Source organism: Agarivorans sp. QJM3NY_25 (assembly GCF_050870875.2).
Lineage (GTDB): Bacteria > Pseudomonadota > Gammaproteobacteria > Enterobacterales > Celerinatantimonadaceae > Agarivorans.
In genome coordinates this window covers 842802-857664 of record NZ_CP194041.2, presented here as the reverse complement: position 1 = coordinate 857664, position 14863 = coordinate 842802, and the positions used below count along the sequence as shown (strand labels likewise).

Below are 14863 nucleotides of genomic sequence, written 5' to 3'. Positions count from 1 at the left end.
GGCGCTTAAAGCGCCCTTTTTGATTTAAACAACTCAGTGCATTGTTATTTCACTAATTAAACTCATCGGTTTATCGATGAGCGCCGAAAACTTAGGTTTATCCGCAAACCATCGACCAAAACTTATCCCCAGTCGACCAAGGCTTTTAAACGGCAAAGATTTCCGGCCACCCGCAGTACAATGTCGTTGAGGCGGATAGCAACCAGCTCAATACGATTGGTCAGTAAATCGCCTTCAAACAACTGTTGCTCATTCAAGGTCACATGACGCCGAGCCGGATCGGATGAAAAGACATGAGATTTAAAAGTAATCGCCGGCACCAAGGCTTGTAACTCGGGTGACAGTTCCGCCAGTAGCGGCGCATCATCATAAACCGCGGTTGACTGCTGCTCTTGCCAGTTCAAGGACTCTGTCGCTTGAACCGCTTGCGCAAAGCGCTGTTCCAAACTGAGATCAGACTTTAAATTTGTCGGCTGAGCGGGCTTATGCTCGGTCGAAGCCGTTGGCGACGATTCAACAACCGGCTTAAAATCCTTATCTTCTTGAGCAATTAACCGTTTGCTAGTGTTAGCGATTAAGTCGGCATACTGCGCCTGACGCATCGCCAATAAGTCGACTCGCTCTAAATCTTTGAAATCGGGCAAGGGATTTAATTCAAAAGGCGCCAGCCGAGGCTTCTGTGGCTCCGCAAATACTGGTACTGGTACTGGTGCTGGTGCTGGTGCTGGCGCTGCCACATCCGCCACGATAGGCGGAACGCTGCCAGACCGAGGAACAACTTGTAGCTTTTGCCACCACCACAAGCCAGCAAACAGCAAAACAAGCGTCAACAAGACACAAAATAGTGCGAACCATAAGCGATTGTTGGGCGACGTTGGGACTAACGCCGCCATCGCGCCTTGTTGACTACGGCGTTGCGCCGCCAAGATACTAGACACTAATTCAACTCCTGCAAACGTGGTTGATCAACATATATCTGTTGATTCAAATGTAACAGTGTAAATACACCGGCAATGCCATCCGCGGTGAGATGATTCTGACGCTGATATTGTTTCACTTGCTGACTCAGTTGGCGATCATATTTGAAGATCTGCCGTGACCGCTTGCCTTGAATTAGCGATAGGCTCTGTTCTAACCAATGCACCGCTTCCCCCTGACTGCCCAGCTTTAATACGCCATCAAAGCCTTTCGGTTGCTGCCACAGGACCTGAAACTCACCATTCCAGCGTTGCTGCAACCAAGCTTGATCCACCATCATAGAACGCTCTCCCAACCATAATTCAAGTTGTGGCCCCCAATGTCGCAGCACAGCATAAAAAGGCTCACCTTGGTCTTCTAGCTTTAACACCGCAGGTAAATTAACTTCACGTAACATCTGCTCCCCGCCATTAAGAGACAAACAATATAAATCAACGCTTGTGATCAAGTCACAACTGGCTTGAGAGGCTGGTGCATCATAACCCCACGCGCGTAATAGCAGCTGCCATGCACGTGGCGGTAAACGGCTACTACTGCGTAGCTGTTGCCATTCGTCTGCTTGTTGCTCCGCGGCAGTGACACTGGGCGCCACAACAGCAGCGACAGGCACACTCAACTGCGGTTCAACAAGAGCCCGTTGTTGGGGAAGCGAGTCCGCGATAACAGAGCCAAGCATTGGCCAATGTTGATACACATAACCCGCCCCTAACAATACAACACCTAACATCGCACCACTGAACAAGTAAGCAAGATTTAGCTGTCGAGGCGGTTCATTTAAGGCTACTTCTTCAATCGCTTGCCTTAAAGCAGCTTTATCCACCTGTAGCTTATTGCCAGCATAGGCGGCCAACAGCGCGCGATCACAAAGCAAATTAATCACCCGAGGGATCCCTTCTGCGGCCTTAAATACCTGCTTCACCACAACATCAGAAAACAAAGGCCGCTCACAACCCGCCACTTGTAAACGATGCATGATATAGGCTTTAACTTCATTCACCGTTAATGGCAACAAGTGATAACGAGCAGTGATCCGTTGCGCCAATTGGCGTAAAATTGGCTGCTTTAATTTTTGCTGTAACTCCGGCTGACCAATCAATACCACCCGCAATAACTTACGGGTATCGGTCTCAAAGTTGGTTAATAAACGAAGCTGTTCTAATACCGCTACCGAAAGGTGCTGAGCTTCATCGATCAACAGCATGGTATTCCCACCAGCAGCATGGTTTTCTAACAAACGCTGACGGATCGCGTCCCCTAACTGTTTAACACTCATCTTATCGCTGTCGTAAGGGATGCTCAGCTCGTCACATACCGTCGCCAATAGCTCTATTTCTGTGAGTGTGGGATTGAGTACAAAAGCAACTTTGGTTGTTGCGGGTAGTTGTTTTAGTAAAGCACGCGACACCGTGGTTTTACCGGTACCAACTTCACCAGTGAGTAGCACAAATCCCCCCGTTTCGCCTAAACCAAAACTCAGATGAGCTAAGGCCTCTTTATGCCGTTCACTCATAAATAAAAATTCAGGATTTGGCGCTATCGAAAAAGGAGTCTCCTTTAAACCAAAATAATCCAAGTACATTAAATCGCTATCCTTTCACCGACCATGGCCTACCGATGTTTTCACTCGGTGGCAATCCAAGCCCAATTGAGCGTTGATAGGTGTATAATACCCTCGCGCAAGCCGTTTGTGCATAGAGAATAACAAGGAGTGATAAGTGGAAACCTATTTGGTAGGAGGAGCAGTCAGAGATAAACTACTCGGCTTGAAGGTGAAAGACCGCGACCATGTGGTTGTCGGTGCCTCTCCAGACCTAATGCTTCAACTCGGCTATACCCAAGTTGGCAAGGATTTCCCCGTATTTATTCATCCGCACTCCCGTGAAGAATATGCCTTAGCACGCACCGAACGCAAACAAGGAAAGGGTTATACTGGTTTTAGCTGCGATGCAAGCCCTACCGTCAGTTTAGAAAACGATTTATTACGTCGTGATTTAACCATTAACGCCATCGCCATGAGTGAAGACGGCAAGCTCATCGACCCCTATGGGGGTCAGGCCGATCTGCAAGCAAAGCAATTGCGTCATGTTTCTCCAGCTTTTGTTGAAGATCCACTTCGGGTACTCCGGGTCGCTCGCTTCGCCGCACGTTTACACCCCTTAGGGTTTAGCGTGGCAGAATCTACCATGACCCTAATGCGCGAAATAGCCCATTCCGGAGAGTTATCCAGTTTAACCCCAGAGCGGATCTGGAAAGAGCTCGAAAAAGCCCTCGCCTGCGAAGCGCCTCAGGTGTTCTTCGAAGTTTTAAAACAAGCCGATGCCTTAAACCTATTATTTCCAGAACTAGCAGCTTTATTCGGCGTACCAGCTCGCCCCGAGTGGCATCCAGAAATTGACTCTGGCATTCATACGCTCATGGTTCTCGAACAGAGTGCACGACTCGGATATCACAACGAAGTACGCTTTGCCTGTTTATGTCACGACTATGGTAAAGCACTCACGCCAGCAGAAACTCTACCCTCTCACCCAGGACATGGGCCGAAAGGACTAAAACTAATTAAGCAGTTTTGCCAACGCCTCAAGGTGCCCAATCACTACCGAGACCTTGCTTTTCTGGTGGCCGAATATCACATCACCATTCACAGCGCTTTAGAGTTACGCCCAGAAACAGTGCTAAAATTATTTGACCGCTGCGATGCTTGGCGCAAACCAGAACGCTTTCGACAAATATTGGAAGCGGGAGTCGCCGATATTAAAGGTCGTTTGGGTTTTGAAGACTACCCTTACCCAGCCTACGACTATCTGTTACACCAGCTCGAAACCGCCAACAGCGTCGACGTACAAGCCATCGTTCAAGCTGGCTATCAGGGCGCTGCCATTCGCGAGCAATTACAAACACAGCGAATTGCGCTGATTAAACAACAAAAACAAGCGTACTTGGACGGAGCAGCGCAATCAGACGAGAATTAATCTGCGTCTAACTGCCCTGAAACGTGCGCTTTTCGACCTAAGACAAGGCCAAGAAAGCAAACAAGCCCACGCCAAGTATCATCCGGTAAATCACGAAGGGTTTCATGCCGACCCGATTCACCCACTTAATGAAAAAGTGAATACATGAATAGGCGCTAACAAAGGCCACTAAAATCCCCAGCAACATCGCCGACCAATCAATCGCCACAGGAGTCTCGACCATGTCTTTTGCCATTAGTGTGCAAGCACCAATAATGACAGGGATCGACATCAGAAAAGAAAAACGAGCGGCGGCTTCACGGCTTAGACCTAACATTAGACCCGCAGTGATGGTAATGCCGCTACGTGAGGTACCAGGAATAATCGCAATGGCTTGAGCAACACCAACAAACAAGGCTTGTTTCCAACCGATATGGTATTCATTTTTAATTAATTTCGCCTGCGAATCGGCCCACCATAACAAAGCGCCAAAAATCAGGGTGGTACTGGCAATCACGTAAGCTGATCGTGAATACTCTTCAATCAGCGACTTAAACAGGCCGCCAAAAATAATCGCAGGAATAGTCGCTAAAATAATTAACCAAGCAAGTATCGCTTCGGGGCTACGTTTACCAGTAAAAGAAGCCAGCCAGGCGCCTAACATCGCCCAAACTTCTTTACGAAAGTAACCCAATACTGCAAACAAGCTGCCGACATGTACCGCAACATCGAAGGCGATGCCTTGATCGGCCCAGCCCAAAATTTGTGAGGGCAAAATCAAATGAGCGGAGCTAGAAATCGGTAAAAATTCTGTTAAACCCTGGATCAACGCCAACATAATGGTTTCAAAGGGACTCATTTACGCTTCCTTATCTAAAAACTAAAGGTCTAAAGTGTCAACTCGAGTCAGCACTTGACGACTATGATCAAAATCTTGCCATAGTTGTATGAAAGTTTGGTTTACCGTAGGGTGCAGCATTGAACCAGCAATATCCGCAAGAGGCTTTAATACAAAGGCACTCTTGGTTATTTCGGCTCTGGGTAGTTTACAAGGCGTGTCTACCACTAGTTGGTTATATAACAGAATATCGATATCGAGGGTTCGTGACGAGTACTTTTGTGCATCCATGGCGCGACCATGTTCAAACTCAATCCGTTTTATTGCCTCAAATACGGCCTGTAAAGACAAGGGACTAGAAAATTTTGCCACTAAATTATAAAAAGCCGGACCATTGAAACCAAGGGCTGCACTTTCATACACCGGGCTTAACTGCAACTCACCAAATCGCTCTTTTAGAGCAAGTACACCTGCACGAATATAATATTCACGCTCAATATTACTGCCTATACCCACAAAAATATTGGCCATTATTGAGCATAACCTTCTCGGCTACGCTCAATTTGCACCCCGACACTACTTGCAAAAGGCACTGCACCTGGCTTATTAATGGTGACTTTAAGCCAAGGCACTGCATATTGCTGGATCAGCAAATCGGCTACTTTTTCGGCGACGGTTTCCACCAATTCGTGGGCTTCGCCTCCCACTAAATTGCTCACAGCTTGACTCACCGATGCATAATCTAAGGCTAAGCTTAAGTCATCACCAGCCGCCGCAGGACGGTTATCCCAAGCCATTTCCAAATCAATCAGTAACTTCTGTTTAATTTGTTTTTCCCACTCATAGGCACCAATGGTTGCCAATACCGTGAGCTGTTTAATAAATACTTTATCCATTATTTTATGCTGCTGTGCTGTAAACGTGCTAATTAGCCTTAGCTAAAAAAACAGCGTATCATTTGGGTTTCAAAGAGCGCGATAATACCGCAATATGGCAATTGGTGGAATGCTTCTAAGCTAATGGGTTTAATCGGTTTATTTTTTATCACAGCAGCGTATTTACTGGGTTCTATATCCAGCGCTGTATTAATTTGTCGAATTTTTAGTCTGCCCGATCCTCGCCATCACGGTTCTAATAACCCTGGGGCCACCAATGTGTATCGCTTAGGCGGGAAAATCCCCGCTGGATTGGTACTGGTCTGCGATCTGCTAAAAGGCACCGTCCCAGTATGGTTAGGCTATTATGCGGGTCTCTCCCCGCTGGTACTCGGTTTTGTCGGCATCGCGGCTTGCTTAGGACACATGTATCCCATTTTCTTTCATTTTGAAGGCGGAAAAGGGGTTGCGACCGCCCTTGGTGGTGTTTTACCAATTGGTCTCGATCTCGCTGCCCTGTTGATCCTCACTTGGCTAATAATCCTAAAATTAAGAGGTTACTCTTCGTTAGCCGCAATTATCTCGGTGAGTTTAGCACCATTCTATACTTGGCTTATCAAGCCTGAATACACACTGCCCGTCGCGATGCTCTCTTGTCTGATTATTATTCGTCATCAAGGCAACATTCATCGTTTACGCAACCACACCGAAACCAAAGTCATCAAAAAAGACTAAGCCGCTCACCTTTGCATCACTAGAGAAGATATCGACAAAACAACGCAAGGCTTGTTCGCCAACAAACGAATAAAACAACTGACAACGGCAAGCCCATATAAGCCACAAAATGGCCTCCGCGCTCGTTCTGGAATGAGGCGATCAAAGCCACCCCATCGAACACAATAATCTATAAGGGGTTTGCTGCAGGCAACTCGTCTAAAGGCCAACGCGGCATGGCTTTCACCGATAAACCTTGCGTTTGGCCCGCTTTAAAACGCTGCATCCCCGCATAAGCGATCATCGCACCGTTATCGGTACAAAATTCAGCGCGAGGATAAAACACCTGACCACCACGTGATACCAATAATTCACCGAGCTGTTCGCGTAAAGCTTTGTTTGCGCTCACACCGCCGGCAATCACTAAACGTTTTAAGCCAGTTTGTTTCAGGGCGCGACGACACTTAATAATAAGAGTCTCAACCACGGCTTGTTGAAAAGCCAAAGCAATGTCGGCCTGAGTTTGTGGATCTTTGCCCTCGCTATCGATGGTATTTTTGGCGAACGTTTTTAATCCCGAGAAGCTCATATCTAAACCGGGACGGTCAGTCATCGGTCTTGGAAAGACAAAACGCCCGGCAGTGCCTTGTTCCGCTAAGCGGCTCAACGCTGGGCCGCCTGGATAATCAAGACCCAGTAACTTAGCGGTTTTATCGAAGGCTTCACCCGCCGCATCATCAATAGACTCGCCTAAAATTTGATACTCACCAATCCCATCGACTTCCACCAACAATGTATGCCCCCCCGACACTAATAGCGCTAAGAACGGGAATTCAGGCGGATTTTCTTCCAGCATTGGCGCAAGTAAATGACCTTCCATATGATGCACTGCCACCGCCGGTTTATCCCAGGCCATCGCAATACTACGCGCGGTGAGTGACCCCACTAACAAAGCGCCAACCAAACCGGGGCCAGCAGTATAAGCTACCGCGTCAATATCATCGGCACTACAATGGGCTGCTGCCATCGCTTCTTTAATCAGTGGAATAGTCTTACGAATATGATCGCGCGAAGCTAACTCAGGCACCACCCCTCCGTAATCGGCATGCAATTTTACCTGACTGTATAAAACATCGGCCAATAAGCCTTGCTGATCATCGTAAATAGCAATGCCGGTCTCATCACACGAAGTTTCAATACCTAATACGCGCATAGTGTTGCTTTTCCTGCTTGGTTACTGGCGTCAGTAACGTATAATCTCGCCCAAAGGCCTGCCAAAAATCGCAGCTATCTTACTTGTTCAGCGCTAATTTCACCAGTGACTTACAAATAGGCTTTACATTACCCCTCAGTTCGGCTTAAAATTCCGCACCATTTTTAAACACTCAGGCTGATATTTGTTCGGCCGTTAATAAACCGGAAGGTGATAGGCATATGCCAATCGTTAAAGTACGTGAAAACGAACCATTTGACGTAGCTCTACGTCGTTTCAAGCGCTCTTGCGAGAAAGCAGGTATTCTTTCTGAAGTTCGCCGTCGCGAGTTTTATGAAAAACCAACTACAACTCGTAAACGTGCTAAAGCGTCTGCTGTTAAACGTCACGCTAAGAAATTAGCACGTGAAAACGCACGTCGCGTTCGCTTGTACTAAGCGCAGTTAATAACCTATGTCATTAAAAGCGACGCTACAAGAAGAACAAAAAGCAGCCATGCGAGCCAAAGACAAATTACGTCTTGGCACACTTCGCATGTTGCTTGCGGCAGTTAAACAGGTAGAAATTGACGAACGCATTACCCTAGAGGACGATCAAGTATTGAGCATCCTCGTAAAACAGGTAAAACAGCGTAAAGATGCAGCTGAACAGTTTTCAGCCGCTGCTCGTCAAGATTTGGCCGACAAAGAACTCGCTGAGATTGCTATCTTGGAAACGTTCCTTCCTCAAGCGCTTAGTCCAGAAGAAATTGCCTCATTGATTGATGATGCAATCGCTAAGTCGGGCGCGGCTGGAATGCAAGATATGGGTAAAGTGATGGGGATCTTAAAACCTCAGGTGCAAGGTAAGGCAGACATGGGCGCGATTAGTGCCGCCGTCCGCAGTAAACTCGCCTAAGCCCATCTCTTAAATTACTCGAGCAAGCCGTGTACTCCATGAGTTCACGGCTTGTTTGTTTTCTAAAAACCGAAGACGAGGCTAAATGGCTGGAAGAATAGCGCAACAGTTTATTGATGACTTATTGGCTCGCACCGATATTGTTAGCCTAATCGATCAGCGTGTGCGTTTAAAAAAAGCCGGTAAAAACTATTCCGCTTGCTGCCCCTTTCATAACGAAAAATCACCCTCTTTTACGGTCAGCCAAGACAAACAGTTTTATCACTGCTTTGGTTGTGGTGCCCATGGCAACGCCATTAGTTTCCTGATGGAATACGACAAACTTGAGTTTGTTGACGCAGTGGAAGATCTCGCCAGCCAAATGGGCGTAGAAGTTCAGCGAGAAAACAGCAACGATAGTAAATTTGACCCAGCCAAAAGCCAACAGCAACGCCAGCAAAGTAAAGATTTATACGAGCTAACCGCGCAAGCCTGTCGCTTCTTCCAACAACAATTACGAGTGCATCCAAATAAACAACAAGTCATCGACTACTTAAAAGGCCGCGGCTTAAGTGGTGAAGTGGTGCAACGTTTCGCCGTTGGTTACGCATCAGATGAATGGGATGCATTAGGTAAAACTCTCGGCGGCTCGGCACAAGCCAGTCAGCAATTGGTGGATGCCGGTCTTTCTATCGAAAATGAAAAAGGTCGTCGCTATGACCGCTTTCGTGATCGGATCATGTTTCCAATTCGTGATAAACGCGGCCGTTATATTGGCTTTGGCGGTCGAGTTTTGGGAGATGGGACCCCCAAATACCTTAACTCACCAGAAACCAGCATTTTTCATAAAGGTCGCGAATTATATGGTCTGTATGAAGTTCGCCAGGCCTACAAACAAGTGCCTCAAATTTTAGTAGTGGAAGGCTATATGGATGTGGTATCGCTCGCCCAATTTGGGGTCGATTATGCGGTCGCGTCACTGGGAACCTCTACCACCCCAGAGCATTTACAGATGCTGTTCAGAGCCAGCGAAAAAATTATTTGTTGTTATGATGGTGACCGGGCCGGACGAGATGCTGCATGGCGAGCCTTAGAAAACGCCTTACCCCACCTACGCGACAATGTAGAACTTAAGTTTATGTTCTTACCCGATGGTGAAGATCCCGACACGCTGGTTCGCCAAGAAGGTAAAGATGGCTTTGAACAACGGATGAACGATGCGATGCCGCTGTCGCGTTTCTTATTTGAACGCCTCGGCCAAGACATCGACATCAGCACTGATGCCGGAAAAAGCCACCTCGCGTCGAAAGCTTATCAGTTAATCTCTCAGGTGAACGCCAGTTTTTACAAAGAAACTTTACTCACCGAGCTGGCCACCCAAAACCGAATGCTACGTAGCCAGCTGGAAAAAGAACTGGCACAGTTAAAACAAGCGGAACGCAGCCGACCCAATGCACAAAAAGCACTTAGCTTAACACCAATGCGTAAAGCCATAGCAATGCTCTTGCAGCGGCCAACTATTGCCAATGATTTACCGCCAAGCCCACAACTGAGCCAGGTCAATATTAAAGGAATGGCCTTGCTACAGCGGCTGATTACCGAGATCCATCAAAAACCAGATATTACCACCGCGCAGCTCTTAGAACGCTGGCGAGATTTACCAGAGCAAAAACACCTAAACGCCTTGGCCAGCTATAACCTGGAAATTGACGAATCAGGTTACCCCGATGAGCTACAAGATATAATCGCCAGCTTCATCGAACAACTGTTGCTACAACGTTACGACCAACTCAATATCAAATCGCTGAACGGCACACTTAGCGTAGAGGAGAAGCGAGAAATGCTACAATTAGTTGTTGAATTAAAGCCTTAACTCGGCTGTTTAAGTAATAAACAAAAAGATACTATATAAATGCCTTTAATATAGAAATTTTCACCCATACTTGATATAATTCTTCGTTTGCGCTTGCAGCGCTTACGTTTATGGTTTTGCTAGCTTAATCTACTTCGGATGACATCTATGGAACAAACCCCACAGTCTCAACTCAAACTCCTTCTCGCAAAAGGTAAAGAGCAAGGCTACCTAACTTATGCAGAAGTAAATGACCATTTACCTGCTGATATCGTAGATTCCGATCAAGTTGAAGATATCATTCAAATGATCAACGACATGGGTATTCAGGTACATGAAAACGCACCTGATGCCGATGACTTATTGTTGGCGGAAAACACGACCGACGAAGACGCAGCAGAAGCTGCGGCTCAAGCGCTCGCCACGGTAGAATCAGAATTAGGCCGAACGACTGACCCTGTACGTATGTATATGCGTGAAATGGGTACTGTTGAATTGCTAACTCGTGAAGGCGAAATCGATATTGCGAAACGTATCGAAGAAGGCATTAACGAAGTTCAGCGTAGCGTTTCTGAATACCCAGAAACCATCTCTATCTTGCTCGATATGTACGATAAGTATCAGGCAGAAGAGCTTAAAGTCAGTGACATCGTCAATAGCTTCATCGACGAAAACGAAGTCGCCGAAGCCGCGCCCACCGCGACTCACATTGGCTCAGAGCTTGAAGAAAAAGATCTTGAAGACGAAGATGAAGACGACGAAGACGAAGAAGAAGAAGACACAGGCCTAGATCCTGAACTCGTCAAAGAACGTTTCGAAACCTTGCGTGCTCAATATGACAAAACTCACGCAATGATTGCCAAACATGGCCGGACTTCTAAACAAGCGAAAGCCGAGATTTTTGAACTTAGCGAAATCTTCCACACTTTCCGTTTAGTGCCAAAATTGTTCGACAAACTGGTTGCCAGTATGCGCCGGATGATGGAGCGTGTTCGCACCCAAGAACGTCTGGTTCTTAAACTTTGTGTAGAACAAGGTAAAATGCCGAAGCAAGCCTTCGTTAAAGCCTTCTCAAAAGATGAAACCAGTGATGTATGGTTTAACGAGCATAAAACCTCTGCCAAAGATTACGCTCCGGCCTTAATGGAAGTCGACGAAGAAGTTCGCCGTTGTATCTTCAAGCTAAAATCAGTTGAACAAGAAACCGGCCTATCCATTAACAACATCAAAGACATTAACCGTCGTATGAGCATTGGTGAAGCGAAAGCTCGCCGCGCCAAGAAAGAAATGGTTGAAGCCAACTTACGTTTGGTAATCTCTATTGCGAAGAAATACACCAACCGTGGTTTGCAATTCCTCGACTTGATTCAAGAAGGTAACATCGGCTTGATGAAAGCGGTGGACAAATTTGAATACCGTCGGGGTTACAAATTCTCGACTTACGCCACCTGGTGGATCCGTCAGGCAATTACTCGTTCTATTGCCGACCAGGCGCGTACGATTCGTATCCCGGTTCATATGATCGAAACCATTAACAAACTCAACCGTATTAGCCGTCAAATGCTTCAGGAAATGGGCCGCGAACCCACTCCAGAAGAATTGGCAGAACGGATGTTAATGCCTGAAGATAAGATCCGTAAGGTGCTTAAAATTGCCAAAGAACCGATCTCCATGGAAACCCCGATTGGTGATGATGAAGATTCGCACTTAGGTGACTTTATTGAGGACACCACTCTGTCGATGCCTGTTGATGCAGCGACCGGTGAAAATCTCAAGTTTGCCACTCAAGAAGTACTGGCAGGCCTCACCCCGCGTGAAGCAAAAGTACTGCGGATGCGCTTTGGTATTGGCATGAACACCGACCATACGCTTGAAGAAGTGGGCAAACAGTTTGACGTTACACGTGAACGTATTCGTCAGATTGAAGCGAAAGCTTTACGTAAGCTTCGTCACCCTTCTCGTTCTGAGCAACTTCGCAGTTTCTTAGACGAATAGACCGCTAAACGGCGAATAAATAGGCGCTTAGATTCAAACGCATAGACAAGGCTGAGACTATTTTTTATAATCCAGCCTCGTTGCTACAGCCAAGCGCTTAGCACCACAAATTCGGCCCTTTAGCTCAGTTGGTTAGAGCACACGACTCATAATCGTTAGGTCCACAGTTCAAGTCTGTGAAGGGCCACCATATACAAAGGCGTAGAAGGTTAGTAACCACTACGCCTTTTCTATTTTTACTCTCTGTGTAGCAAATATGTAGCAGATTTCAGGCAGAAACCTGCTATCTCGCATACTTCTTAAAATTACTGAGTGAATTTACATCGGGGATAGGCTGAACAACCAATAAACGCATTCCCTGCATTCTTACCGCGCCTTGCCAATCGCTCGACCAACTCAGCCCCACATTTAGGACAAAGCTCACCAGATTGTCTCTGACGGCTTTTTTCAGCAACTAGTTTACGAACCATGTGCCTTGTGGTTAAGTGACGTTCTAAGGCCTCTTTTAAGCTTCAACTCACCAATCTTAACAACAAGCGCTGCAACTTCTTGCTCACTAAACTTACTTGTTTGAACTCTGCTGAATAGCGTGTGCCTTTGGCCATGGTTTTACCTTTTATAGTGAAGTTACATTTTTACCATAAAAAGTGTCGGGTGTTTTCAGGCCTTACCATTAAACTAGAATGAAAGGATAGAGAAATCTACAAGTTTTGTAGGCTCATAAATGTATTGCGACCAGAGTTTATCTACAAATCGCTCAATTAAAGATCAAGTAATGACTACCACAATAAACGGCGTCATACTCAATGAATAGCGGGTTATCACGGTTGAAAAAGGAAGTGAATGCTGTACATCTAACTTCTTGTACCTTATAACCTTCACTAAGCTGAATAGGCTCCCTGGAAATCTCTCTCAATTTCAATTCTGTAAATTCTGCGTCATTCTTAGAAATACAATCTAGTAGCCTGTCATAATCTACAGGTAACGATCTCAAAGATGATTGACCGTTAAACGAAAAACCAAGACTAGTTTGAGCACTACAACTAGGGAATTTAATAGAAGAAAAAACTAAGCTATTGACTGTGTAATCAAAAGAGGTGTCATTGCTCCCTGTAATGATGAATCCGCCTTTTCCATCATCGGCAGGAGATAGATATAAAGAGTTTGGGGCGATCCTTGGTTGACTAGACTTAATAATTGGCTTATTTAGTAACTCTTCCTCTGCATTTTTTAAATCTTCGTTAGACCCGCTATTTTCTAAGAAGTAATTATAGGCCCACTTCCGTACTGCCGGAATAGTTTTGTCTGCATCCGTATTAAGTATGTCAACAGCTAACTCAAAGTACTTCAATGACAGCTCTTTTTCCTTTTGTGCTGCGTTTACAGCAAGTTCTCTATCTTTCTGGGCTGTTGCATATTTATCATTGAGACAAAGCATAAAGAGCGGAATAAAAACAGCAGATAGGCCAAACTTAACCCAGCCCCCCCAGTCTCTGCCTTTATCTTCTTTGAGGTTAACATTTACATCTTGTGACAAAATCAATCCTTAATAGGGAAAACATTAATAACTTGTCGAAATAGAATATGGATTACAACAGGTGATTATCCCAATACGTTTTTGAAGTAAATTTACAGCTGTAGCTTAAGGCTTATTATCCCTAAACAACTAGTCGGCCCAAAAGACTTTAATCTTATTCGCCTAGCACCTTTACAATTAGGGATTTGGTTTCTTCTAATTCGTTAGAGAGGTTTCCCATTGGATAACCTTCTTTAACCATTTCCTCAACTTCGTGAACATTCTTGTCGAAGTAGCTTATCGCTGCTGTATATTCCACATACCTAAAATCTTGCTCTAAAGCTTCATCAATTGGATAAGCTGCTTCTAACTCTTCTAAAAATGCATCCTTGTAAACAACCACCTTAACAGGGTATTCGTGAGGTCTTGAGTCACCATGCGACTGCCACTGAAACCACTCCACACCCAATAAATGACCACTCATAGAAGGTGGCCCAAAAGCCTTGTAGGGTAATACTAGAGTCTTATCTTCTATCGAAGACTGATTGCATCCGGAGTTGAGGAGAATACTAGCAACAACAATAGGTAAGATTCGTTTCATGTTATTCCTCATGAAGCGCATTTTAGCTTGGCTAAATCAATTAACAAAAAGTCTTACCAAAACTTGATTGCTTTTGGCATCTTTAACCAATACTCCGTCTGGTAAAGCACTAGATCTAAACCTACACGCATCAAAAACATCTATAGGAGTACTAACAAATTTAGGGTTACTGGTTAGCTTTCTAATAGTATCATCTACAAAATCAGAATCCATATCTCCGTTAGTAATGAAGTATAAAAACTTACAGCCTTGCGTTATCTTTTCGACTTCTTGCTCACCGGAGATATTTATTACCGCAGTAAGCCACCAATCATTGCTAGAAGGCAAAAAGCTATCATGTTCATTTTCACGGATGATTGGCCCAGAAGTCCAATAAACCGATTCGACATCTAATCCATCGAGATTTACAAATTGCGCTAATTTCTCAACACTACGAGAGTACTCAATAAAGTTACGT

Annotated in this window: 16 protein-coding genes and 1 tRNA gene; 7 read left to right on the top strand and 10 right to left on the bottom strand. The window is 45.5% G+C overall.

What is annotated here, in order from left to right; genetic code table 11:
* Positions 1 to 122: 122 nt before the first annotated feature.
* Positions 123 to 938, bottom strand: a complete 816-nt coding sequence (locus ACRRSW_RS03920; protein ID WP_432460925.1) for a general secretion pathway protein GspB — start codon at positions 936 to 938, stop codon at positions 123 to 125.
* Complete coding sequence (locus ACRRSW_RS03915) at positions 938 to 2557, bottom strand: AAA family ATPase (protein WP_432454525.1); 1620 nt, start codon at positions 2555 to 2557, stop codon at positions 938 to 940. The genes ACRRSW_RS03920 and ACRRSW_RS03915 overlap by 1 nt, the downstream gene beginning before the upstream one ends.
* 136 nt (positions 2558 to 2693) lie before the next feature.
* Here ACRRSW_RS03915 and ACRRSW_RS03910 point away from each other — a divergent pair, with 136 nt between their 5' ends.
* Positions 2694 to 3947 carry a multifunctional CCA addition/repair protein gene (locus ACRRSW_RS03910; RefSeq protein ID WP_432460924.1) on the top strand — a complete coding sequence of 418 codons (1254 nt, stop codon included), beginning with the start codon at positions 2694 to 2696 and terminating at the stop codon, positions 3945 to 3947.
* Positions 3948 to 3984: 37 nt separating this feature from the next.
* On the opposite strand, the gene ACRRSW_RS03905 is transcribed toward ACRRSW_RS03910, so the two are convergent.
* From ACRRSW_RS03905 to folB, 3 genes are read right to left on the bottom strand one after another with little or no spacing between them, the layout of a single operon-like run.
* Complete coding sequence (locus tag ACRRSW_RS03905; RefSeq protein WP_432460923.1) at positions 3985 to 4785, bottom strand: undecaprenyl-diphosphate phosphatase; 801 nt, start codon at positions 4783 to 4785, stop codon at positions 3985 to 3987.
* A gap of 21 nt (positions 4786 to 4806) precedes the next feature.
* The gene (gene folK, locus ACRRSW_RS03900; protein WP_432454528.1) at positions 4807 to 5295 is read right to left on the bottom strand and encodes a 2-amino-4-hydroxy-6-hydroxymethyldihydropteridine diphosphokinase; all 489 of its coding nucleotides are present in this window, start codon (positions 5293 to 5295) and stop codon (positions 4807 to 4809) included.
* Positions 5295 to 5660 carry a dihydroneopterin aldolase gene (folB, locus tag ACRRSW_RS03895; RefSeq protein WP_432454529.1) on the bottom strand — a complete coding sequence of 122 codons (366 nt, stop codon included), beginning with the start codon at positions 5658 to 5660 and terminating at the stop codon, positions 5295 to 5297. The genes folK and folB overlap by 1 nt, the downstream gene beginning before the upstream one ends.
* Before the next feature lie 123 nt (positions 5661 to 5783).
* Here folB and plsY point away from each other — a divergent pair, with 123 nt between their 5' ends.
* Positions 5784 to 6374 carry a glycerol-3-phosphate 1-O-acyltransferase PlsY gene (plsY, locus tag ACRRSW_RS03890; protein WP_432454530.1) on the top strand — a complete coding sequence of 197 codons (591 nt, stop codon included), beginning with the start codon at positions 5784 to 5786 and terminating at the stop codon, positions 6372 to 6374.
* 169 nt (positions 6375 to 6543) lie between these two features.
* Here the strand turns inward: plsY and tsaD are convergent, their stop codons facing one another.
* On the bottom strand, positions 6544 to 7566 hold the full coding sequence (tsaD, locus tag ACRRSW_RS03885) for a tRNA (adenosine(37)-N6)-threonylcarbamoyltransferase complex transferase subunit TsaD (protein WP_432460922.1): 1023 nt from the start codon (positions 7564 to 7566) through the stop codon (positions 6544 to 6546).
* 221 nt (positions 7567 to 7787) lie between these two features.
* On the opposite strand from tsaD, the gene rpsU reads away from it, so the two are divergent.
* From rpsU to ACRRSW_RS03860, 5 genes are all read left to right on the top strand, one after another.
* Positions 7788 to 8003: a 30S ribosomal protein S21 gene (rpsU, locus tag ACRRSW_RS03880; RefSeq protein WP_432454532.1), complete on the top strand. Its 216-nt coding sequence runs from the start codon at positions 7788 to 7790 to the stop codon at positions 8001 to 8003.
* 16 nt (positions 8004 to 8019) lie between these two features.
* Positions 8020 to 8463, top strand: coding sequence for a GatB/YqeY domain-containing protein (locus tag ACRRSW_RS03875; protein ID WP_432454533.1), 444 nt, complete (start codon positions 8020 to 8022; stop codon positions 8461 to 8463).
* Positions 8464 to 8548: 85 nt separating this feature from the next.
* A complete protein-coding gene (gene dnaG, locus ACRRSW_RS03870; RefSeq protein WP_432460921.1) occupies positions 8549 to 10315 on the top strand; it encodes a DNA primase in 1767 nt (588 codons plus the stop codon).
* A gap of 147 nt (positions 10316 to 10462) precedes the next feature.
* Positions 10463 to 12289 carry an RNA polymerase sigma factor RpoD gene (gene rpoD / locus ACRRSW_RS03865; protein WP_432454535.1) on the top strand — a complete coding sequence of 609 codons (1827 nt, stop codon included), beginning with the start codon at positions 10463 to 10465 and terminating at the stop codon, positions 12287 to 12289.
* A gap of 113 nt (positions 12290 to 12402) precedes the next feature.
* A tRNA-Ile gene (locus ACRRSW_RS03860) sits at positions 12403 to 12479 on the top strand.
* A gap of 115 nt (positions 12480 to 12594) precedes the next feature.
* On the opposite strand, the gene ACRRSW_RS03855 is transcribed toward ACRRSW_RS03860, so the two are convergent.
* The 4 genes from ACRRSW_RS03855 to ACRRSW_RS03840 all read right to left on the bottom strand — a co-directional run bounded on the left by ACRRSW_RS03855 (position 12595) and on the right by ACRRSW_RS03840 (position 14733).
* Positions 12595 to 12759, bottom strand: a complete 165-nt coding sequence (locus ACRRSW_RS03855; RefSeq protein WP_432460920.1) for a topoisomerase DNA-binding C4 zinc finger domain-containing protein — start codon at positions 12757 to 12759, stop codon at positions 12595 to 12597.
* 287 nt (positions 12760 to 13046) lie between these two features.
* Positions 13047 to 13826 carry a hypothetical protein gene (locus ACRRSW_RS03850; RefSeq protein ID WP_432460919.1) on the bottom strand — a complete coding sequence of 260 codons (780 nt, stop codon included), beginning with the start codon at positions 13824 to 13826 and terminating at the stop codon, positions 13047 to 13049.
* Positions 13827 to 13980: 154 nt separating this feature from the next.
* Positions 13981 to 14406 (bottom strand): hypothetical protein, encoded by a 426-nt coding sequence (locus ACRRSW_RS03845; protein ID WP_432460918.1) that lies wholly within the window; start codon positions 14404 to 14406, stop codon positions 13981 to 13983.
* A gap of 36 nt (positions 14407 to 14442) precedes the next feature.
* On the bottom strand, positions 14443 to 14733 hold the full coding sequence (locus tag ACRRSW_RS03840) for a hypothetical protein (protein ID WP_432460917.1): 291 nt from the start codon (positions 14731 to 14733) through the stop codon (positions 14443 to 14445).
* Between the last annotated feature and the right edge of the window lie 130 nt (positions 14734 to 14863).